Source organism: Azospirillum aestuarii, assembly GCF_016632405.1.
Taxonomy (GTDB): Bacteria; Pseudomonadota; Alphaproteobacteria; order Azospirillales; family Azospirillaceae; genus Azospirillum; species Azospirillum aestuarii.
This window is the reverse complement of sequence record NZ_JAEPIV010000010.1, coordinates 108,447-128,646: the sequence shown is the minus strand read 5'-3', so window position 1 is coordinate 128,646 and position 20,200 is coordinate 108,447. Positions and strand designations below refer to the sequence as shown.

Annotated in this window: 20 protein-coding genes; 17 read left to right on the top strand and 3 right to left on the bottom strand. The window is 69.0% G+C overall.

All coding sequences use genetic code 11. From position 1 onward, the window contains the following. Positions 1 to 96 precede the first annotated feature (96 nt). The 17 genes from JJL56_RS18495 (at position 97) to JJL56_RS18415 (ending at position 17,920) form a co-directional block, all read left to right on the top strand. Positions 97 to 1,308 carry an ABC transporter substrate-binding protein gene (locus JJL56_RS18495; protein WP_200485871.1) on the top strand — a complete coding sequence of 404 codons (1,212 nt, stop codon included), beginning with the start codon at positions 97 to 99 and terminating at the stop codon, positions 1,306 to 1,308. Between the two features lie 158 nt (positions 1,309 to 1,466). After that, positions 1,467 to 2,393 carry a branched-chain amino acid ABC transporter permease gene (locus JJL56_RS18490; RefSeq protein WP_345772603.1) on the top strand — a complete coding sequence of 309 codons (927 nt, stop codon included), beginning with the start codon at positions 1,467 to 1,469 and terminating at the stop codon, positions 2,391 to 2,393. 9 nt (positions 2,394 to 2,402) lie between these two features. Continuing rightward, positions 2,403 to 4,199, top strand: a complete 1,797-nt coding sequence (locus JJL56_RS18485) for a branched-chain amino acid ABC transporter ATP-binding protein/permease (RefSeq protein WP_200485870.1) — start codon at positions 2,403 to 2,405, stop codon at positions 4,197 to 4,199. After that, complete coding sequence (locus JJL56_RS18480; protein WP_200485869.1) at positions 4,192 to 4,914, top strand: ABC transporter ATP-binding protein; 723 nt, start codon at positions 4,192 to 4,194, stop codon at positions 4,912 to 4,914. Before JJL56_RS18485 ends, JJL56_RS18480 begins: the two co-directional genes overlap by 8 nt. A 100-nt stretch (positions 4,915 to 5,014) precedes the next feature. Further along, positions 5,015 to 6,181, top strand: a complete 1,167-nt coding sequence (locus JJL56_RS18475) for an iron-containing alcohol dehydrogenase (protein ID WP_200485868.1) — start codon at positions 5,015 to 5,017, stop codon at positions 6,179 to 6,181. 217 nt (positions 6,182 to 6,398) lie between these two features. After that, on the top strand, positions 6,399 to 7,247 hold the full coding sequence (locus JJL56_RS18470) for an IclR family transcriptional regulator (protein WP_200485867.1): 849 nt from the start codon (positions 6,399 to 6,401) through the stop codon (positions 7,245 to 7,247). After that, positions 7,244 to 8,392, top strand: a complete 1,149-nt coding sequence (locus JJL56_RS18465) for a thiolase family protein (RefSeq protein WP_247891135.1) — start codon at positions 7,244 to 7,246, stop codon at positions 8,390 to 8,392. The genes JJL56_RS18470 and JJL56_RS18465 overlap by 4 nt, the downstream gene beginning before the upstream one ends. 2 nt (positions 8,393 to 8,394) lie before the next feature. Further along, positions 8,395 to 8,835, top strand: a complete 441-nt coding sequence (locus JJL56_RS18460; protein ID WP_247891134.1) for a Zn-ribbon domain-containing OB-fold protein — start codon at positions 8,395 to 8,397, stop codon at positions 8,833 to 8,835. A gap of 26 nt (positions 8,836 to 8,861) precedes the next feature. Further along, positions 8,862 to 9,245 (top strand): MaoC family dehydratase, encoded by a 384-nt coding sequence (locus tag JJL56_RS18455; RefSeq protein WP_145627545.1) that lies wholly within the window; start codon positions 8,862 to 8,864, stop codon positions 9,243 to 9,245. A gap of 2 nt (positions 9,246 to 9,247) precedes the next feature. Then, complete coding sequence (locus JJL56_RS18450; RefSeq protein ID WP_200485866.1) at positions 9,248 to 9,649, top strand: MaoC family dehydratase; 402 nt, start codon at positions 9,248 to 9,250, stop codon at positions 9,647 to 9,649. Beyond that, positions 9,646 to 10,392, top strand: a complete 747-nt coding sequence (locus JJL56_RS18445) for an enoyl-CoA hydratase/isomerase family protein (RefSeq protein ID WP_200485865.1) — start codon at positions 9,646 to 9,648, stop codon at positions 10,390 to 10,392. Before JJL56_RS18450 ends, JJL56_RS18445 begins: the two co-directional genes overlap by 4 nt. A gap of 75 nt (positions 10,393 to 10,467) precedes the next feature. Beyond that, positions 10,468 to 11,625, top strand: coding sequence for an ABC transporter substrate-binding protein (locus tag JJL56_RS18440; RefSeq protein WP_200485864.1), 1,158 nt, complete (start codon positions 10,468 to 10,470; stop codon positions 11,623 to 11,625). A 210-nt stretch (positions 11,626 to 11,835) separates the two neighbouring features. Then, positions 11,836 to 12,699, top strand: coding sequence for a branched-chain amino acid ABC transporter permease (locus JJL56_RS18435; RefSeq protein WP_145627553.1), 864 nt, complete (start codon positions 11,836 to 11,838; stop codon positions 12,697 to 12,699). Positions 12,700 to 12,714: 15 nt separating this feature from the next. Next, a complete protein-coding gene (locus tag JJL56_RS18430; protein WP_200485863.1) occupies positions 12,715 to 14,418 on the top strand; it encodes a branched-chain amino acid ABC transporter ATP-binding protein/permease in 1,704 nt (567 codons plus the stop codon). After that, positions 14,415 to 15,149 carry an ABC transporter ATP-binding protein gene (locus JJL56_RS18425; protein ID WP_200485862.1) on the top strand — a complete coding sequence of 245 codons (735 nt, stop codon included), beginning with the start codon at positions 14,415 to 14,417 and terminating at the stop codon, positions 15,147 to 15,149. Before JJL56_RS18430 ends, JJL56_RS18425 begins: the two co-directional genes overlap by 4 nt. Before the next feature lie 27 nt (positions 15,150 to 15,176). After that, the gene (locus JJL56_RS18420; RefSeq protein ID WP_200485861.1) at positions 15,177 to 16,250 is read left to right on the top strand and encodes an SDR family oxidoreductase; all 1,074 of its coding nucleotides are present in this window, start codon (positions 15,177 to 15,179) and stop codon (positions 16,248 to 16,250) included. A 14-nt stretch (positions 16,251 to 16,264) separates the two neighbouring features. Further along, positions 16,265 to 17,920 carry an AMP-binding protein gene (locus tag JJL56_RS18415; protein WP_247891133.1) on the top strand — a complete coding sequence of 552 codons (1,656 nt, stop codon included), beginning with the start codon at positions 16,265 to 16,267 and terminating at the stop codon, positions 17,918 to 17,920. A gap of 13 nt (positions 17,921 to 17,933) precedes the next feature. Here the strand turns inward: JJL56_RS18415 and JJL56_RS18410 are convergent, their stop codons facing one another. From JJL56_RS18410 to JJL56_RS18400, 3 genes are all read right to left on the bottom strand, one after another. Further along, positions 17,934 to 18,284, bottom strand: coding sequence for a hypothetical protein (locus JJL56_RS18410; protein WP_200485859.1), 351 nt, complete (start codon positions 18,282 to 18,284; stop codon positions 17,934 to 17,936). Continuing rightward, complete coding sequence (locus JJL56_RS18405) at positions 18,229 to 19,077, bottom strand: sugar phosphate isomerase/epimerase family protein (protein ID WP_200485858.1); 849 nt, start codon at positions 19,075 to 19,077, stop codon at positions 18,229 to 18,231. Before JJL56_RS18405 ends, JJL56_RS18410 begins: the two co-directional genes overlap by 56 nt. Positions 19,078 to 19,251: 174 nt before the next feature. After that, positions 19,252 to 19,980: a GntR family transcriptional regulator gene (locus JJL56_RS18400; RefSeq protein WP_211111904.1), complete on the bottom strand. Its 729-nt coding sequence runs from the start codon at positions 19,978 to 19,980 to the stop codon at positions 19,252 to 19,254. Positions 19,981 to 20,200 lie beyond the last annotated feature (220 nt).

Here is a 20,200-nt window from a genome sequence, read left to right as displayed (position 1 = left end):
AGTTGACGCGCGTTACATTCTCGATGAAAAATGACTCATGGTTCATTCAAAAAGGCGAGCCGCCACGCTCCGCCGCATAAGGGAGGGAAAAGCGCCATGCACCGTCGTTCCGTCATCCGCTTGCTCGGGGCCGCCGTCACGCTGACCTCGGCCATCGCCCTGTCCGCCGGGTCCGCCGCCGCGCAGGACACCATCAAGATCGGCATGACCTCGGCCCTGACCGGCCCCTACAACGAGTATGGCGAGGGCGGGCGGCGCGGCGTCGAACTCGCCATCGAGAAGTGGAACGCCAAGGGCGGCATCAACGGCAAGAAGGTCGAGCTGGCGATGCTGCTCGACGACCAGCTCGTGCCGGACCGCGCGGTGCAGAACATGCGCCGGCTGCTCGACAACAAGGAGCTGGTCGCCATCATCGGCCCGGCGGGCAGCGGCCCGACGCTCGCGGTGATCGAGATGGCCGCCGCCGACGGGCGCCCCTACATGAACCCGGTGGCGCAGACCCCGACCGTCACCTACCCGGACGGCGGCAAGCCGCGCCCGAACGTCTTCTCCTTCGCCCTGCAGAACGACGTCGAATCGATGGTGCTCGGCCGCTACGTCGCCACCCAGTTCAAGAAGCCGGGGCTGGTTCACGAGAGCACGGCCTATGGCGTGTCCGGCGCCGACATGATCGCCAAGGAATTGAAGGCGGCGGGCGGAGCCGTCGTGGCGACGGAAACCTACAACCAGCGCGCCCAGGACATGACGGCGCAGATCGCCCGCCTCCAGCGGGCCGGGGCCGACGTGGTGGTCTGCGTCGGTCTGGGCGCCGATCTGGCGGTGATCCGTCGCACCATGGCGCGGCTGAATTTCAACGTGCCGCTGGTCGCTTCCAACGGCGCCCTGTCGATCCCCTACCAGGAGGCCGCCGGCGATCTGGTGACCGGCACGCGCGGCTCGATGGTCTACGTGTTCGGCGAGGAGACGCTGAACCCGGCGGCCCAGGGCTTCGCCGACGCCTACAAGGCCAAGTACGGCACCGACCGCTGGTGGGGCAACGACCCGCAGCGTCCGCAGATCTTCATGTCGCTGTCGGTCAGCAACGCCTACGACGCCGCCGACGTGCTGTTCGAGGGCATCAAGCGCGCCAACTCCACCGATCCCAAGGCCATCGCGACCGCCATCGAGGGCATCCAGGGCCTGCGCGGGGTGAACGCGACCTATTCCTTCTCCGCCACCAAGCACCACGCCATCGCGCCGGAGGATGTGGCGGTCTTCGAGTATGTGAAGACCGGCGACAAGATCGGGCTGACGATCGTCAAGAACTGACCGGTTTCCCTTCTCTCCTCCTTTCGTCTCCGGAGCGATCCCCCTCTCCCCTCTGGGGAGAGGGTCGGGGTGAGGGGGATGTCGGGGGACGGAAAGCGCAGGCGATGCGGGGCCCCCTCACCCTAACCCTCTCCCCAGAGGGGAGAGGGGATTCAAAGGTGGGTGCTGCGACGGGGGAGAGGGACAACAAGGACGACGCCATGCATTTCGTGCTGCAACTCGTTTTCGCCGGCGTCTGCGTCGGCGCGGTCTACGCGCTCATCGCCATGGGGCTGTCGCTGACCTTCTGGACCACGCGCACGCTGAATTTCGGCCAGGGCTCGCTGCTGATGACCGCCTCGGTCGCGACGGTGGCGATGCTGGCGGCCGGGATGCCCGCGGCCCTCGCCGTGCCGCTGGGCATCCTGCTGGCCGGCGGGCTGATGGTGGTGGCGGAGCGGATCGCCATCCGCCCGCTGCTGAAATCCGGCGACAGCATGGGCTGGGTGGTGTCCACGCTGGGGCTCGGCATCTTCCTCCAGGGCTTCGTCTCCACCGTCTTCGGGTCGCAGGCCATCGCCTTCCCGTCGCTGGTCTTCGACAGCCTGGATTCGGTGGATGTCGCCGGGGTCCAGGTGTCGTCGCAGTATCTCGCCGTTCTCGGCCTGTCGCTCACCCTGATGGTGGCGATGGAACTGTTCCTGCGCCGCTCCGCCTGGGGCCGCGCGGTGCGGGCGGTGTCGCACGACGCCGACGCGGCGGCGCTGGCCGGCATCCCGGTGCGCCGGGTGATCGTGCTGTCCTTCGTCGCCAGCGGCGTGCTGGCCGGCATCGCCGGGGTGATGGTGGCGCAGATCACCGGCACCGTCGATCCCAGCTTCGGCTTCAACCTGATGGTGCTGGGCTTCGTCGCCGCGGTCTTCGGCGGCATGGGCAACACCGCGGGCGCCCTGGTCGGCGGCATCGCTCTCGGTGTCATCGAGAAGCTGGTCGGCGGCTACGTCTCCACCGCCGCCGAACACGGCATGGCCTTCGCCATCCTGATGGTGATCCTCGCCATCCGCCCGCAGGGCCTGTTCGGCCGCAAGGAATTCACGAAGGTGTAAGGGCCAGCGATGCGGAATTTCCTCTCCTTCCTCACCCGGACCCCGGTGGTCGCGGCCCTGCTGGTGGCGCTCGGCGTCGCGGCGGAGTTCGTCAGCGGCTCCACCGTGCAGATCTGGTCGTTCCTTCTCGTCAACGTCCTGCTGGCCCAGAGCATCAACCTGCTGACCGGCGTCGCCGGCCAGATCTCGCTGGGCCACGCCGGCTTTCTCGGCATCGGCGCCTACGGCTCGGCCCTGCTGATGAAGAACTTCGGGCTGCCGCTGCCGCTGACCCTGCTGGCCGGGGCGGCGATGGGGGCCGCGAGCGGCTGGCTGCTGTCCTTCGCCGCCGGGCGGGTGCGCGAGTTCTACCTCGCCATGATGACGCTCGGCTTCGGCATGATCTTCTACGAGGTGGTGCGCGAGTGGACCTCGGTCACCGGCGGCATGATGGGGCTGAGCGGCGTGCCGTCGCCCGGCCTGCGCACGCTGACCCTGTTCGGCTGGTCCGTCGGCCCGGTCGCCTATTTCCAGATCATGCTGGCGGTGGTCGCGGGGGTGGTGTGGCTGCTGCGGAACTTCGTCACCAGCCCCTTCGGCCGCGCCTTCTTCGCCATCCATGTCAGTGAGGTCGCCGCCGGCAGCATCGGCGTGCCGCGCGCCCGCACCAAGCGGAACGCCTACATGCTCAGCGCCGCGCTGGCCGGTCTGGCGGGGGGCTTCTACGCCCATCTCGTCGGCTATCTCGGGCCGGAGACCTTCGGCCTGCACCGCTCGGTGGAGGTGCTGGTGATGGCGGTGGTCGGCGGGCTGGGCACGCTGGCCGGGCCGGTGCTGGGCGCCGTCGTCTTCACCTACCTGCCGGAGAAGCTCCAGATCTTCGCCGAGTACCAGTTCATGGTCTACGGCCTGATCCTGCTGCTGTCCTTCGTCCTGCTGCCGCGCGGTCTGGCCGGCCTGCTGCTGCCGCGCCCGCGCTTCGCCAAGGACGTGGCGCCGCTGTCGGTTCCGCCGCCAGCTCCTCCGGCGGCGTCGGGAAGCGGGCCGCTGCTGAGCGCGGAGGGGGTGTCCATCAGCTTCCTCGGGCTGCGGGCGCTCGACAACGCCTCGGTCACCGTGGGAGCGGGGGAGATCCTCGGCCTCGTCGGGCCGAACGGCTCGGGCAAGAGCACGCTGGTCAACATCATCAGCGGCATCTACCGGCCGGGTGACGGGCGCGTGACCTTCGACGGCGCCGCCATCACCGGTCTGCCCGACCACGCGGTGGCGCGGCGGGGCGCGTTGCGCACCTTCCAGGACCCGCGGCTCGTCCCCGCCTTCACGGTGCGCGAGAACGTGCTGCTCGGCGGGCACCGGCTCTACCGGCAGAACCCGCTGGCGGCGGCGCTGAACCTGCCGGGCGCCCTGCGCGAGGACGCCGCCATGCTGGGCCGCGCCGACGCCATCATCGCCATGGCCGGCCTGTCGCATCTGGCCGACACGCCGGTGCGCGACCTGCCCTACGGCGACCAGCGGATGACCGAGCTGTCGCGCGTCATCCTCGCCGATCCGCGCCTCGTCATGCTCGACGAACCGGCGGCGGGCCTGTCGGAGGTCGAACTGCAACGGCTGGGCGGTCTGGTCCGCCATCTGAAGGAACGGGGTGTCGGCGTGATCCTGATCGAGCATCACATGGATTTCCTCAACGAGCTGGTCGACCGCGTGGTCGTGCTGGACAGCGGGCGGGTCATCTACCAGGGCGGCATGGCCGGCATGTACCGCGACCCGGCGGTGGTCGCCGCCTATCTCGGCACCGAAACCCATCCGGGGGAGGCCGTTCATGCCTGATACCACAGGTCTCGAAATCCACGGGCTGGAGGTCCGCTACGGACCGGTGGAGGCGGTGCGCGGCGTTTCGCTGCGGGCCGAACCGGGAACCATCACCGCCATCCTGGGCGCCAACGGAGCCGGCAAATCCTCGCTGATGAAGGCGGTGTCCGGGCTGGTCCCGGCGGCGGCGGGGCGCATCACGCTGGACGGCGACGACATCACGCGGCTTCCTCCGCACGAGCGGGCGCGCCGCGGCCTGTCGCACGCGCTGGAGGGGCGCCGGCTGTTCCACCGCATGACGGTGGAGGAGAATCTGAAGGTCGCCTGGGACTTCCGCAACCGCGGCGGCAACTTCCGCGCGGTGGCCGACCGCGTCTACGAGCAGTTCCCGATGCTGGCGCCGCGGCGGCAGACCCTGGCGGGCATGCTGTCGGGCGGCCAGCAGCAGATGGTCATCCTGTCGGCGGCGCTGATCCACGAACCGCGCTACCTGCTGCTCGACGAGCCGTCGCTCGGGCTGGCCCCGGTGATCGTCCAGCAAATCTTCGGCTTCATCGAGTCCGTCTGCCGCGAGCGCGGCACCACCATCCTGCTGTGCGAGCAGGTGGCGGCCATCGCCCTGCGCGTCGCCCACTCCGGCTGCGTGCTGCGGCGCGGGCAGGTGGTGCGCGGCGGTCCGGCGGCGGAGCTGGCCGCCGACCCGGCGCTGTCGGCCGCCTATCTGGGTGGGTGAGTGGTTGCTGCGCTTGCCCCCACCCTAACCCTCCCCCGCCCAGCGGGGGAGGGTTAGGGTGGGGGCAAGTATCCCCAATCAACGACGGGAGGAAACCACCATGCAATCAGGCGTCTACGAGTTCCTGGCGCAGGACCGCGTCATCTACGGCCGCCCGGCGGCGGAGGCGGTGGCGGAAACCGTCGCCAAGCTGGGCAGCAAGCGCCCGCTGATCGTGGCGAGCCGGTCGTTGAGCCGTGGGACCGGCGTCGTCGCCGCTATCCGCGCGGCGCTGGGCGATGCCTGCGCCGGAGTCTTCGATTCCTGCGTCGAGCATGTGCCGCGCGCCTCCGTCCTGGCGCTGGCCGAGGAGGTGCGGCGGCTGGAGCCGGACCTGATCGTCACCGTCGGCGGCGGCACGCCGATGGACACGGTGAAGGTGGCCCTGGTCGCCTTGGCCGAGGGCATCACCGACACCGCCGGCTTCGACTCTGTGCGCATCCGCGTCGCCGGGGACGGGACCCGCATCGTCCCGGCGGTGAAGGACCCGCCGCTGCGCCAGATCATCGTGCCGACCACCCTGTCGGGTGCCGAATTCTCCAACCTGGGCGGCGCCACCGACCCCGACCGCCGGGTCAAGGACCTTTACACCGGGCGGTACATCGGCGGGCAGGTGGTCATCCTCGACCCCGCCGTGACCGTCCACACGCCAGAGCGGCTGTGGCTGTCCACTGGCATCCGTGCCGTCGACCACGCGGTGGAGACGGTCTGTTCGCGCAAGCCCCAGCCCTTCACCGACGCGACCTGCCTGCACGGGCTGGCGATGCTGGCGCGCTCCCTCCCCGCCAACCGGGAGAGGCCGGACGACCTCGACGCGCGATTGGAAAGCCAGCTCGGCGTCTGGCTGGCCTCGACCGGCCTGGGTCGGGTGGAGTGGGGGGCCAGCCACGGCATCGGCCATCAGCTCGGCGCCGTCGCCAACGTGCCGCACGGCCATTGCTCCTGCGTCATGCTGCCCAGCGTGCTGCGCTGGAACCACCCGGTGAACGCCGACCGCCAACGGCTGGTGGCGCAGGCGCTGGGGCGGGAGGACGGCGACGCGGCTGCGGCGGTCGCCGATCTGGTGCGCGCCCTGGGGCAGCCCGACAGCCTGCGGGCGGTCGGCGTGACGCGCGACCATTTCGCCGCCATCGCCGCCGGGGCCATGCAGAACATGATGGTCCGCAGCAACCCGCGCCCGATCACCGGGGAGGCCGATGTCCGGGAGATCCTCGAACTGGCTTGGTGATCCGCAGGCGCCACCACCGTACGGCACGAACGGCCCCGCCCCTCCCGGCGGGGCCGTTTCGCGTTCGGGATGCGGAGGGGTGCAGCCGTGCAAAATGACTATGGGGGTATGCATTCCAAACAACGCAAAGAGCGGATAATTCGTTTGACCAACAATATTCGCGCACTCATAATCTTCATAGAAAATTGAATTCTCAATAGAGAACGGAGAGCGCGCCATGCTCACCGACGACCGGGACCGGGAGTCCTTCACCCTTTCGACGACGTTCAACGCCGGCAAGCCGGTCGGCGCGGTGGTCAGCGCCTTCGCGATCCTGCGTTATCTGGCGGCGCAGGACGGGGCGGTGTCGAGCGCGCAGGTCGCCCGCGCGCTCGGCCTCAACCCGAGCACCTGCTTCAACATCCTGAAGACTTTGGTCGCCGAGCGGGTGGTCCAGTTCGAGGAGGTCGGCAAGGCCTACCGGTTGGGCGCCGGGCTGCTGGAGCTGGCGGGCAGCGCGCTCGATCAGGTCGGCTATACCCGGCTGCTCCACCCGGAGCTGGAACGGCTGGCCGCCGCGTGGCAGACGCCGATGACGGCGTGGCTGCGGGTCAGCGACCACCGCGTCATGCTGGTGGATCAGGCGGTGTCCAGTTCGGCCATCCAGATCCACATGCGGATCGGCCACCGGCTGCCGCTGCTGGTCGGCGCGCTCGGCCGCTGCATGGCGGCGCACGCCGGCCTGCCGGTGGAGGAAATGCGCCGCCAGTACGCCGCCGTCCGCCAGGACAACCCGCCGCCCTTCGAGCAATTCCTGGCCGAGGTGGAGGAGGCGCGGGCCGCCGGCTACGCGGTGGACCGCGACGGCTTCACGCGCGGCGTGACGACGGTGTCCAGCCCGATCCTCGACGCCGAGGGGCAGCCCTTCCTGGCGCTGTCGGCGGTCGGGCTGACCGCGCAGTTTTCCGACGAGCGCGCCGCGGCGATGGCCGCCGACCTGCGCGACACCACGCGGCGCATCGGACGGCTGCTCGCCGGGCAGGGCCGGGCCGCGGTTCCCCTTTCCCCACGGGAGAACGCACGATGACCCCGGTGATCTCCGGCGTCGCCGACACCGCTGTCGGACGGCTGGACGGCAGCGGTTGCATGGCGCTCCACGCCGAAGCGGCCTCCGCAGCCCTGGCCGACGCGGGCCTGCGGGCCGACGAGGTGGACGGCGTGCTCTGCGCCTATTCGCTGGCCGAGCCGCATCTGATGCTGTCGTCGGTCTTCAACGAGTATTTCGGCATCTCGCCGTCCTACAGCGCCGCCGTCCAGGCCGGCGGGGCGACCGCCTGCGCGCTGGTGATGCAGGCGGCGGCGCTGGTGCGGGCGGGCATCTGCCGCAACGTTCTGGCCGTCTGCGCCGACAACCGCCTGACCGGGCTGGGGCGCAACGGTGCCGTCGCCGCGCTGGCCGAGGTCGGGCATCCGCAGTTCGAACGCCCCTACGGCATGTCGATCCCTGCGGCCTACGCGCTGGTCGCCCGGCGCTGCATGTTCGAGCGCGGCGTCACGGCGGAGCATCTCGCCGCCATCTCCGTCACCCAGCGCGGCCACGCGCGCCGCCATCCCAAGGCCCAGGCCCGCGACCCGCTGGCCATGGAGCAGGCGCTGTCCGCCCGCATGATCGCCGATCCGCTGCGGCTGTTCGATTGCTGCCTCGTCTCGGACGGCGGGGCCGCCCTGGTGATCAGCGCCGCCGACGCGGCGGCCGACCGTACGGACCGCGCGGTGTCGATCCTCGGCTACGGCCAGATGAACACGCACGAACACGCCTTCGCCATGCCGTCGCTGACGGATTTCGGCTGCCGGCAATCGGCGGCGCAGGCCTTCGCCATGGCCGGGCTGACCCCGGCGGACATCGACGTCGCCGAGATCTACGACAGCTTCACCATCACCCTGCTGGCCGAGCTGGAATCCATCGGCTTCTTCCCGAAGGGGGAGGCCGGTCCGGCGATCCTCGACGGCGCGCTGGAACTGGACGGGGTTCTGCCCTGCAACACCCATGGCGGGCTGCTGTCCTACGGCCATTCGGGGGCGGCGGGCGGCATGTTCCACATCGTCGAGGCGGTGCGGCAACTGCGCGGCGAGGCCGAGGCCCGGCAGGTGGCGGGGGCGGAAACCGCCTTCGTCCACGGCGATGGCGGCATCCTGTCCGCCCATTGCTCGCTGATCCTGGGGAGGGCCTGACGATGTCCGCGACCGATCCATCCGCCAAAGATCCAATGGCCGCAAAGCCCGTTCCGCTGGTCACCGCCGACACCCGCGCCTTCTGGGACGCCTGCGCTGAGGGGGTGCTGACCTATCAGCGCTGCGCCGCCTGCGGCCACGTCCAGTTCCCGCCGCGGCCCTTCTGCACCGAGTGCCGGGCCGCAGGGCCGGTGACGGAGCGGTCCGCGGGGCTCGGCGCCATCCACAGCTTCACCATCGTTCACCGGGCGCCGACCCCGGCCTTCAAGGCGGACACGCCCTACGCGCTGGCGCTGGTCGATTTCGACGAGGGCTTCCGCCTGATGGTCAATCTGCGCGGTTGCCCGCCGGAGGACGCCCGCATCGGCCTGCGCGTCCGCGTCCTGTTCGAGCCGCTGGCCGGCGGCGGCGCGCTGCCGCAGGTCCGGCCCCTGGTGGAGTGAACCCAACCCTTCGGGAGGGACCATCCATGCATCTGTTCGACACGCTCCAGGAGGGCACCGCCTTCGGCGCCCAGGAGCTGCACCTGTCCGACGCGCTGATGCAGCGCTGGACCAGCCTCTACCCCGACGACCCGCCGGACGGGCGGATACCCGCCGGGATGATCGCGGTAGCCACCATGCGGGCCTATTCCGATCTGGTGGTGCCGCGCCCGCCGGGGAACATCCACGGGTCCCAGCGTTACGAGATGCTGCGCCGCCCGGCGGTCGGGGAGCGGTTGACCACCCGCATCGCCTGCGCCGGAAAGGAGCTGAAGCGCGACCGCCGCTGGGTCCATTTCGACACCGAGACGGTGGGGGAGGACGGGACCCCCTGTTTCCGCGGCCGTATGACTATCCTGTGGGCGGCCTGACCATGGCGGACGGGACGACCACCAGTGACCGCCTGACCCCGGTCACCAAGCGGATCGACCGCGCGGCGATCCGGCTCTACGCCGAGCTGACCGACGACTTCAACCCGATCCACGTCGATCCAGACTTCGCGGCGACGACGCCGATGAAGGGCATCATCGCCCACGGTCTGCTGTCGGTGAACCTGCTCTGGCAGTCGGTCCGCCGCAGCCTGGGCGAGGCGGCGGTGTCCGACGCGACGCTCGACATCCGCTTCCTGCGCCCGGTGCGCGAGGACGACGTGGTGACCGCGGGCGGCCAGCGCCGCGTCGATGGCGACGGCTACGACGTCTGGATCGACAACCAGCATGGGGAAACGGTGATCGCCGGACGCATCCGGCACGGGGCGGGGAGGGCGGCGTCATGACCGAAACGCTTCTCGTCCGCGACGATGGCGATCTGCGGCGCATCACCCTGAACCGCCCCGCGAAGATCAACGCGCTCGACACCGCGACCTTGCGGGCGCTGGCCGAGGCTGTGGACGGCGCTCCCGCCGCCGGAATAGCGCTGGTGGCGATCGACGGCGCCGGGCCGCGCGGCTTCTGCGCCGGTGGCGACGTCGCCGAGATGAGCCGCGGTGCCGAGGCCTTCGCCGCCCAGGAGGAGGCGCTGCGGGCGGCGATGCAGGCGCTGCACGGCTCGGCGGTTCCGGTGATCAGCGTGGTCCATGGCCGGACGCTGGGCGCCGGCTGCATCGTGGCGTGCCTCAGCGACCTTGTGCTGGGCGCCGAGGACGTGCAGTTCGGCTTTCCGGAGATGCGCTTCGGCCTCTATCCGGCCTTCGTCCATGCCGCCCTGACGGAACGGCTGCCGGCGGCGCTGGCCTTCCAGATCCTGGCGGGGGGCCGGATGATGGACGCGGCGGAGGCCTACGGCTTCGGATTCCTGACCGAGATCCTGCCCGCCGACGGCTTTGCCAAGGCGGCGGAGGCGCGCATCGCCTGGTACCGCGACCGGCTGGACGCCCTGGCGGTGGGCCGGCGCATCCTGCGGATGGAGAGCCGCCCGTCGATGGCGGAGAAGACCGCAAGGCTGGCTCCCCTGCTGGCCGAGAACCACGCGGCGCCGTCCGTCCGGCGGCTGCTGTCCGGGCTGTCTTTTGCCCGCTGATTTCTTTCGAAACGGCAACGAGTCCCGCCAACGGGACCGCGTCACCCCCGAACAACGGATTCCTGGGAGGGAACGATGTCGAAACGCACCCTGTTCGCCGCGCTCGTGCTGAGCAGCGCCCTGTCCACAGCCGCACTGTCCACCACCGCCCTGGCCGCCGACCCGGCGGTCTACAAGATCGGCGGCATCTTCGCGATGACCGGCGCCTCGCCCCATTACGGCAAGGTGATGAGCGCCGGGGCGCAGCTCGCCGTGGACGAGATCAACGCCCAGGGGGGCATCGACGGCATCAAGCTGCAACTGGTCATCGAGGACCACAAGAGCGGCAGCGCCCAGGCCGCCGTCGCCGGCATGAACCGGCTGATCGACGTCGAGGGGGTGAAGGCGGTGCTGCCCTCCTTCTCCACGGTGACGCTGGCCACCATGCCCATCGGCGACCAGAAGAAGGTGATGATGATCAACGGCGGCGGGGTCAGCGCCCAGACGGTCGGCACCTCCCCCTACATGTTCAACATCCGCTCCATGGCGTCGGATCTGGCCGCCGGCATCGCCCACCGCGCGGCGGAGCAGGGAGCCAAGAAGCTCGCCCAGATCGCCATCAAGTCGGAGTTCGGCGACGCCACCATCGCCGCCACCACCAAGGCGTGGGAGGGCATGGGGCTGAAGATGGTCGCCGCCGAGCAGTTCCAGGCCGACGCCGCCAACATCGACACCCAGGTCGCCAAGCTGCGCGCCTCCCAGCCCGACGCCATCGCCAACTGGCCGACCACGCCGCAGGCCGGGCTGGCGGTGAAGCGCATGCGCGAGCTGGGCATGAAGCAGCCGGTCTACTGCATGGAATGGACCGCCGAGGACACCAAGGTCGCCGGCCGGCACGCCGAGGGGGTGGAGGTCGTCACCGATTACTTCGCCGCTACCGACGAGAATCCCTGGTCCAAGCGCTTCGCCGACGCCTACAAGGCGAAGTTCGGCGAGATGCCCGACTTCTACGCCGCCAACTACTACGAGGGCGTCTACGTCGTCGCCGAGCTGATCCGGCGGGCGAAGGCCAAGGGCGGCGATTACTACAGCGGCGAGCGTCTGGTCCAGGCGCTGTGGGAGAACCCGACCTTCGACAGCGTCTACGGCAAGACACTGACCTTCCGCAAGAACGGCGTGGCGCAGAAGCCCGTGGCGGTGTTCCGCCTGGAGAACGGCGAACAGCAGTTCGTGAAGTTCACCTCGGGCGAATGACTGCGGATTCAATGCAGTAACCCTCTCCCCTCCGCTCACGCGCAAACGAAGTTTGCGCTGACGCGACAGGCGGACCTTCGGTCCGCCGAAAGCGGGGAGAGGGGAGGGTGAGGGGGTTGCGCTTTTGCCGGACGCTCCGACACGCGCATCCCCCTCACCCCAACCCTCTCCCCGGAGGGGAGAGGGGGACATAGACAGGAGCGCCATTCCATGGACTTGCTCATCCAACTGACCCTGAACGGTCTGTTCAACGGCGCGCATTTCGCCCTGCTGGCGATGGGGTTCGCGTTGATCTTCGGAACGACCGGCGTCGTGCATTTCGCCTACGGGCCGGTCTACGCGGTCGGCGCCTACGCCATCTGGGCGCTGGCGGTGCTCGTCGGGCTGCCCTTCTGGGCGGCGGTGCTGCTGGGCGTCGCCTTGACCGCGGCGCTCGGCGTCGGCTGCTACCTGTTCATCTACCGCCCGTTCGAGATCAGCGGCAGCCCGCCCTTCGTCGTTCTGGTCGCCTCGCTCGGCCTGTTCATCGTCATGAAGAACCTGATCGGCATCGTCTTCGGCACCGGGGTCAAGACGGTGGACAGCGTCGCCTACGACGTCCATTTCGTCGGCAACGCCTTCTTCACCACGGTGCAACTGGGGCAGGTGGCGGCGGCGCTGCTGGTCGGCTGTGGCATCGCGCTGTTCCTGCGGGCCAGCCGCTACGGCAAGGCCATCCGCGCCATGGCCGACAACCGCGAGATGGCCACCGTCATCGGCATCGACACCACGCGTCTGTCCATCCTGGTCTTCGCGCTGGGATCGGCGGTGTCGGCGGTGGCCGGGTCGCTGGTTCTGCTGCGCGACGGGCTGAACCCCAACATGGGCTTCGGCGCGGTGTTCGTCGCCTTCGTCGCGGTGATCGTCGGCGGGGTGGGGTCGCTGCGCGGGGCGGTCATCGCCGCCTTCCTGCTGGCCTTCGTGCAGAGCCTGGGCATGTGGCAGATCCCCACCGAGTGGCAGAACACCATCGTCTTCGTGGTGCTGTTCGGGTTCCTGCTCGCCCGCCCCTCCGGCATCGTCCGCCGGGCTTGAGGGAGAGGCACAGCCATGGAATATCTCGCTCACATCCTCGTCATGGTCTGCCTCTACGGCATCCTGGCGACTTCCTTCAACCTGCTGATCGGCTTCGGCGGCATCTTCGCGCTGGCGCACGCCACCTTCTACGCCAGCGGGGCCTACGCCGCCGGCATCCTGGCGACGAAGCTCGGCATCGGCTTTCCCCTCACCCTGCTGGCCGGCACGGTGGTCACCGCCGCCATCGGCCTGCTGGTCGCCTTTCCCGCCATGCGGGTGGGAAGCCACTATCTGGTCGTCATCACGCTGGCGTTGCAGGCCATCACCATCGATGTGCTGATGAACAGCAAGCCGCTGACCGGCGGGCCGGACGGCATCCCCGGCATCCCCCCGGTGTCGCTGTTCGGCACCGCGCTGACCAGCCCGGTCAGTTTCCTGCCGCTGGCCGCGGTGATGGCGGCGTTGTGCTGCGCCGTCGCCTGGAGGCTCGGCGCCTCGCCCTTCGGACGCTCCCTGCGCGCCATGCGGGAGAACGAGGCGGCGGCCCAGGCGGTCGGCAAGAACCTCGTCCGCATGAAGCTGGTGGTCTTCGCGATGTCGGCGGGGCTGGCCTCGGTCGCCGGTTCGCTGGTCGCCCACTACATCGCCTTCGTGAACCCGGAATCCTTCACCATCGAGGAGACCATCCTCATCCTCGCCATGGTGATCCTGGGCGGCATGGGCAATTTGTGGGGCTCGCTGGCCGGGGCGGCGATCCTGGTGCTGCTGCCGGAAGGGCTGAAGTTCGTCCATGTGCCGGGCGACATCGCCGACATGGTGCGACAGGTGATCTACGGCGTCGTGCTGATCGTCATCCTGCGCCTGCGCCCTGAGGGGCTGTTCCCCGAGACGGTGTTCCGCACCCCGACCGGGGCCGCGCGGTCCAGCGTTCCCGCCAACGGTCCGCTGACGGGTGCGCTGGAGCGCGCGAGCGGCACGCCGGGGGAGGTGGTGGTCTCCGCGACCTCGCTGTCCAAGCATTTCGGCGGCATCCAGGCGGTCAAGGACCTGACCATCGACCTGAAGCGCGGCGAGATCGTCGGGCTGATCGGCCCCAACGGCGCCGGCAAGACGACGGCCTTCAACCTGCTGTCCGGCTTCCTGCGCCCGACCGGCGGCACCATCCTCTACCGGGGCCGCGACGTGACGAAACTGAAGCCGCACGAGGTGGTGGCCACCGGGCTGGCCCGCTCCTTCCAGGACCTGAAGCTGTTCACCAAGCTGACGGTGGTGGAGAACATCCTGGTCTCGCTGCCCGCGCAGCCGGGCGACCGCCCGCTCGACGTCTATTTCCGCCCCGGCCTGGTCCGCCGGGCCGACCGCGAGAACGTCGCCCGCGCGCTGGAGATCGCCTCCTTCGTCGGACTGCTCGCCAAGGCCGACGAGACCGCCGCCAACCTGTCCTACGCGGAGGAGAAGCTTCTGGTCATCGCCCGGCTGCTGGCGACCGGGGCGGACGTGCTGCTGCTCGACGAGCCGCTGTCCGGCTTGGACACCGTGACGGTGGAGCGCATCTGCGGGGTGATCCGCGACCTCGCCCGCGCCAACAAGGCCGTCTGCATCATCGAGCACAATCTGGAGGTCATCCGCGGCGTCTGCGACGAGATCGTCTTCATCGACGAGGGCCGCGTGCTGACCAAGGGACCGCCGGACACGCTGATGCGCGACCGCGAACTCGCCGAGAGGTATTTCGGATGACCGAGATTCACACCATGCCGATCGCCGAACCCGTCCTGGAGGTGCGCGGCCTCAGCGCCGGCTACGGCAAGCGGGCGGTGGTCCATGAGGTGGACCTGACGGTGCGGGCCGGCGAGATCCGTGTGCTGCTGGGCCACAACGGGGCCGGCAAGACGACGCTGGTGCGCTCCGTCTTCGGGTTGCTGCGGCCGACATCCGGGACCGTCCGCTACCGGGGGGAGGACATCACCCGGCGGCGCTGCGCCGACAACGTGAAGGCGGGGATCGCGCTGGTTCCGCAGGGGCATGGCATCTTCCGCAGCCTGACCGTGCGCGAGAACCTGGAACTCGGCGCCTACACGGCGCAGGACCCGGCGGAGATCCGGACGAACCGCGACGCGGTGATGGACCTGTTCCCGATCCTGCGCGAACGCGCCGGCCAGATCGCCGGCACCATGTCGGGCGGGCAGCAGCAAATGCTGGCGATGGGCATGGCGCTGATGCACCGCCCCGACGTGATGATCCTCGACGAGCCGTCGATCGGCCTCGCCCCCAACCTCGTCCAGCGCGTCATGGAGGCCATCGCCGAGGTCAACCGGACGCTGCGCATGGCCGTGCTGATGGTCGAGCAGAACGTCGTCCACGCCCTGCCCATCGCACAGAGCGTCACCGTGCTGCGCACCGGCCGCAAGATTTACGAGGGTCCGCCCGAACCGCTGGGCGACCGCCAATACCTGATGACCCTTTTCTGAAGACTTCCGCACAGAAGGATCGTGTTCATGGCCCGTCAGAAGATGCTGATCGTGGGTGCGCTGGGGACCGTCGGCCGCCCGATGCTGGAGCATTTCGAAGCCTCCACGGAATGGGACGTCTGCGGCGTGTCGCGCCGCACCCCCGATTTCGAGACCACCGCCGAATGGGCCGCCGTCGATCTGCGCGACCCCGACGACTGCCGCAAGCTGCGCGCGATCAAGGGCGTCACCAACATCTGCTACACCGCCGTCTACGAGAAGCCCGACGTGACGCGCGGCTGGTCGGAATGGGACCATGTCGAGACCAACCTCGCCATGCTGAAGAACGTGGTGGAGAATGTCGAGGCGGTGTCGCCCAACCTGCGCCACATCACACTGTTGCAGGGCACCAAGGCTTATGGCGGCCATCTCGGTCCCTTCCGCCAGCCGGCGCGCGAGAGCGATCCGCGCTACATGCGCCCCAACTTCTACTACGACCAGCAGGACTGGATCAGCGAACGCCAGCAGGGCAAGGAATGGAGCTGGAGCGTGCTGCGCCCGCAGATCGTCTGCGGCCTTGCGGTCGGCAGCCCGCTGAACATCATCACCGCCATCGGCGTCTTCGCCGCCGTGTCGCGCGAATACGGCCTGCCGCTGCGCTTCCCCGGCGGGGCGTCGCGCATCGGCGAGGCGACCGACGCCCGGCTGATCGCCAAGGCCGCCGAATGGGCCGGCACCAACCCGCAATGCGCCAACCAGGTCTTCAACATCGCCAACGGCGACGTCTATGTCTGGGAGAACGTGTTCCCCAAGGTGGCGGAGCTGTTCCGCATGGAGCTGGAACCGGCACAGCCCTTCTCGCTGGCCCGCATCATGCCGCAGAACGAGCCGATCTGGGACCGTGTGGTCGCCAAGCACGGTCTCAAGCCCTACAAGTACACCGAGGTGGTGCCGTCCTGGCAGTTCGCCGACTTCCTGTTCGGCTACGGCCAGCGCCCCAATCCGCACCACATGAGCACCATCAAGGCGCGCAAGCTGGGCTTCCACGACTGCGTGGACAGCGAGGAGATGTTCGTCGATCTCCTCCAGGAACTTCAGAAGCGCCGCATCCTGCCGGAATGAGAGAGGCCCGCCGCATGACCATCACGCGCAGCATTCACGGCGTTCCGGTGCAGTGGGAAACCCTGCCGGCGCTGGTCGCCGCCCGCGCGGCTCAGCACGGGGACACGCCCCGGCTGACCGTCGCCGGGCGGGCGATGAGCTACCGGGAGCTGGACGGGGAGTCCACCCGTGTCGCCGCCAACCTGCACCGGCTGGGGGTGCGCAAGGGGGACCGGGTCGCCTGCTTCCTGCGCAACGCGCCGGAGCATCTTCTGACCTGGGTCGCCGCCGGCAAGCTGGGGGCGATCTGGGTGCCGCTGAACGCAGGATTGGTGGGGGAGGATCTCGTCCACACCCTGACCAATGCCACGCCCGCCGTCCTGGTGGTGGACGGGGAACTGGCGGAGCGGGTCGAGGCGGTCGCGGAGCGGTTGCCGCCGATGCGCGTCTATGCGGTGGAGGATGGCGATGGGGGAACCGGCGGGCGCTTCCCGCCCTTCGCCGACCTGCTGGAGCCGGGGCATCCGCTGCCGGTGGTGGCGGTGTCCGGCGGCGATCCGGCGGTCATCATCTACACCGGCGGAACCACCGGCCTGCCCAAGGGCGCGCTTTTGCCGCATTTCGCCTGGATCGCGGCGGGGATGCGCTACGTCGAGGCGTTCGAGACGCGGCCGGACGACGTCCATTACTCGATCCTGACGCTGTTCCACGTCGGTGGACTGATGCTGGGGGTGATGGGGCCGATGGTCGCCGACATCCCCACGGTGATCGACCGGCGCTTCAGCGGCAGCAACTTCTGGGCGCGGGCGCGGGAGACCGGGGCGACCATCGTCGATCTGATCGGCACCATGATCACCGTGCTGACCGAGCAGCCGGAGAGCCCGGCGGATCGCGACCACCGGGTGCGCGTCTCGCTGGGGGTGACGGGGCAGATCCCGCCCGCCGTGTCGGACCGCTTCGTGGAGCGGTTCGGCATCGGCTTCGTCAACGTCTATTCGCTGACCGAGACCGGCGGCGTGCTGATCGTCAACAACCGGATGAACTCGCCGAAGCCGCGCGCCAACGGCCTGACCCATGGCTGGGCGGAGGTGACCATCCTCGATGACGACGACCAGCCGGTGCCGCCGGGTGTCACCGGCCAGATCGCCCTGCGCCCCCGCTACCCGCACATCTTCATGTCGAGCTATTTCAACGCGCCGGAACGCACGCTGGAATGCCTGTCGAACCTGTGGCTGCACACCGGCGACCTCGGCCATCTGGACGCGGACGGCTATCTGCACTTCACGGGGCGTCAGGCTCACTGGCTGCGCCGCCGTGGCGAGAACGTGTCGGCCTATGAGGTGGAAAGCGTGCTCAGCCAGTGTCCGGGCGTGCGCGAGGTCGTGGTGGTCGGCACGCCGTCCGAAAAGGGGGAGGAGGAGGTCAAGGCCTTCGTCATCCGCGAACCGGGCAGCGGCGTGGAGCCGGCCGCCATCGCCGCATGGTGCGAGGGCCGCATGGCCGCCTTCAAGATTCCGCGCTTCATCGCCTTCGTGGAGAGCTTCCCCCGCTCCGTGACGAAGCGCGAAGTGGAGCGTCACAAGCTGCGCGCGCTGCCGAACGACGGAGTCTGGGACCGCGAGGCGGTGCCGTCGGGATCGTATCGCGTCGCCAAAGGGGCCATCGTGTTGCACGGAGGAGACGTCGTTTGAAGAGGGGTGGATTTTATCCTGGTTTCCTTACGCCGATCGGGTATCGGTCACGGATCGGTTGCGTGGACACCTGTCGGCTGTCGTAGGCCGCCGGGGCGCATGGACGAAATTCCTCGCGCCCCGGCGGCAGGGCGTGATCGATCTCTCCAGCGCCGCGGAGCGCGCCGAACTCCGCAGCGCCCTTCCGCTGGCCGGCGGGCGTTTCCGACACGGTCAGGCGCAGCCGGATTTGATCGGGACTCATCGCCCGAACCAGCGCCTCCTGCCGGCGCGGCGCGGCCGCCAGCGGTTCGATCAGGCGGGCGTCGTCAGAGGCCGTGCTGATCGAGCAGCAGTTGCCCGTCGCGCGCCACCTCGTCGCCATGGTCGAACAGGTTGCGCCAGGACGCGACGCCCGCGGTGATGTCCGGGTGCGAGACGGCGGAGGAGAAGGCTTCGACGCCGATCAGCCCCTGATAGTCGGCCGCCTTCAAACGGCGCAGCATCGGGGCGAAGTCGATGGCCCCCTCCGTCAGGCGGCCGCGGTGGTTCTGGTCGATCTCGAAATAGCCGAGATGGGGCATCGCCAGCTCAAGCGCGCCCAGAAGGTCGTTTTCCTCGATGTTCATGTGAAAGGTGTCGAGATGGACGCGGACGTTGTCGGCGCCGATCAGCTTGACCATCCGGACGGCCTGTTCCGCCGTGTTGATCAGGTTGCTCTCGTACCGGTTGACCACTTCGAGTGCGAGCAGCATCCCGTAGGACGCGGCCCGTTCGGCGACGATCCGCAACCCGTCCGCCGCCGCCTGGAAGTTGGCGTCGCTCGGCACCTTCGACGCCTTGCCGAAGGCGCTGTAGAGGATGCCGCCCATGCGGTCCGCGCCCATGTCGCGCGCCAGGGCGAGCGCCGCGCAATGCCGCTCGATCCCGCGGCGGTGCACGTCCGGGTCGGTGCTCGAAATGTCGTTGTCGACCTGAAGCGGCGAGGTCGCGACGGGGCGGACTCCGGCCCGCTCGCACAGCGCGGCGATGGCCGCCGGTTCGATGCTGTCATGGTCGCGGATCGGCACGACGAGTTGGCCATAGCCGAAGGCCGCGGCGCGCTCTGCCGCGTAGGCGCCGTCCTTGGTGGACCACTTCGGAATCCAGGTGTAGCTGTGGATCGACCGTCTGTTCATCTCGTTTCCTCCTGATTGTACCCGCTTGCGGGGGCGTTGGTCTTGCCGTCGGTTCGCACAGGGCAAGCCGCCCCCTTTCCCACCGGTTGTCCGACCGGTCCGGGTCTGCGTCCGTCAGCGATGTCCGGATGAACCGCCCGGGAACGGGCTCCTCGGCGGAGCCCCGGACGGGCTCTACTCGAAGAGAATGTCGTGACGCTTGAGGATGTCGTCGCGCATCGCCTCGATCATCTTCAAATGGGCCAGCAGGAGCGATTGGGTCCCCGCGACATCGTTCGCCATGATCGAGCGCATCAGCTTGACGTGGTCGGCGATCGCGTCGTCCTCATGGTGGGCCTCCTGAAGTTCGAGGAAGCGCACCCGTGTCAGATGCGTCCTCACGTCGTTCAGCATCTCCAGCAGCATGACGTTTCCCAGAACCCCGATGACGGTGTCGTGGAACGCCACGTCCAGTTCGGTGAAACCGACATAGTCCTTTTCCCGCACGACCTGTCTCTGCTGCTCGATCAGCGCCAGCGCCTTGGCTTGCGCCGCGCTGTGATCGGCGGTTTTGTTCCAGATGCGCGCCACCTCCCCGAACGCCGATACCTCCAGCGCTTCCCGGATGAACTGGGCCTCCTTCACCTTGGCCGCGGACAGGTGGGACACCTGCGCGCCGCGCTGCGGCAGGATGCTCAGCAATCCCTCGTTCGCCAGCCGGGAGAAGGCCTGACGGACCGGTGTCCGGCTGACGCCGTATTCATCGGCGACGGCGTTTTCGTAGATCATCGAGCCGGGCTGGAACGACAGCGAAATGATCCTCTTCCGAAGTTCCTTGTAGATCACGCTGTCCAGTGTGTTGCGTTCCAACACCAGCCGTTCGTTCTTCACCGTATAACCCCCAGCCGCTGCGTCGGCGGACATCGCCATTCCCGAGTACGGAATCGCGATTATCGCCGGATCGGATTGGCCCACGCAAGGTCGCAGCGCCGCTGTACACAGTCCGGGACGCGGGTGGAACCGGACCGAAGTCTGGTGCCGCCGGACGAACACTTTGACATTATTGGTTGTGCCTCCCCTCCATCACGCCGCCCTTGTCCGACGCAATCCCGTCCGAACATGGATTTGATTGGACACCAATCAA

Excerpts from the sequence above, each read along its gene's own strand:
- JJL56_RS18450 (WP_200485866.1), top strand. The coding sequence starts at position 9,248 with ATGGCGGACGGGACGACCACCAGTGACCGCCTGACCCCGGTCACCAAG.
- JJL56_RS18485 (WP_200485870.1), top strand. The coding sequence starts at position 2,403 with ATGCGGAATTTCCTCTCCTTCCTCACCCGGACCCCGGTGGTCGCGGCC.
- JJL56_RS18465 (WP_247891135.1), top strand. The coding sequence starts at position 7,244 with ATGACCCCGGTGATCTCCGGCGTCGCCGACACCGCTGTCGGACGGCTG.
- JJL56_RS18475 (WP_200485868.1), top strand. The coding sequence starts at position 5,015 with ATGCAATCAGGCGTCTACGAGTTCCTGGCGCAGGACCGCGTCATCTAC.
- JJL56_RS18405 (WP_200485858.1), bottom strand. The coding sequence starts at position 19,077 with ATGAACAGACGGTCGATCCACAGCTACACCTGGATTCCGAAGTGGTCC.
- JJL56_RS18470 (WP_200485867.1), top strand. The coding sequence starts at position 6,399 with ATGCTCACCGACGACCGGGACCGGGAGTCCTTCACCCTTTCGACGACG.
- JJL56_RS18410 (WP_200485859.1), bottom strand. The coding sequence starts at position 18,284 with ATGGCGACGAGGTGGCGCGCGACGGGCAACTGCTGCTCGATCAGCACG.
- JJL56_RS18415 (WP_247891133.1), top strand. The coding sequence starts at position 16,265 with ATGACCATCACGCGCAGCATTCACGGCGTTCCGGTGCAGTGGGAAACC.
- JJL56_RS18495 (WP_200485871.1), top strand. The coding sequence starts at position 97 with ATGCACCGTCGTTCCGTCATCCGCTTGCTCGGGGCCGCCGTCACGCTG.
- JJL56_RS18440 (WP_200485864.1), top strand. The coding sequence starts at position 10,468 with ATGTCGAAACGCACCCTGTTCGCCGCGCTCGTGCTGAGCAGCGCCCTG.
- JJL56_RS18480 (WP_200485869.1), top strand. The coding sequence starts at position 4,192 with ATGCCTGATACCACAGGTCTCGAAATCCACGGGCTGGAGGTCCGCTAC.
- JJL56_RS18445 (WP_200485865.1), top strand. The coding sequence starts at position 9,646 with ATGACCGAAACGCTTCTCGTCCGCGACGATGGCGATCTGCGGCGCATC.
- JJL56_RS18435 (WP_145627553.1), top strand. The coding sequence starts at position 11,836 with ATGGACTTGCTCATCCAACTGACCCTGAACGGTCTGTTCAACGGCGCG.
- JJL56_RS18455 (WP_145627545.1), top strand. The coding sequence starts at position 8,862 with ATGCATCTGTTCGACACGCTCCAGGAGGGCACCGCCTTCGGCGCCCAG.
- JJL56_RS18430 (WP_200485863.1), top strand. The coding sequence starts at position 12,715 with ATGGAATATCTCGCTCACATCCTCGTCATGGTCTGCCTCTACGGCATC.
- JJL56_RS18400 (WP_211111904.1), bottom strand. The coding sequence starts at position 19,980 with ATGTCCGCCGACGCAGCGGCTGGGGGTTATACGGTGAAGAACGAACGG.
- JJL56_RS18420 (WP_200485861.1), top strand. The coding sequence starts at position 15,177 with ATGGCCCGTCAGAAGATGCTGATCGTGGGTGCGCTGGGGACCGTCGGC.
- JJL56_RS18425 (WP_200485862.1), top strand. The coding sequence starts at position 14,415 with ATGACCGAGATTCACACCATGCCGATCGCCGAACCCGTCCTGGAGGTG.
- JJL56_RS18460 (WP_247891134.1), top strand. The coding sequence starts at position 8,395 with ATGTCCGCGACCGATCCATCCGCCAAAGATCCAATGGCCGCAAAGCCC.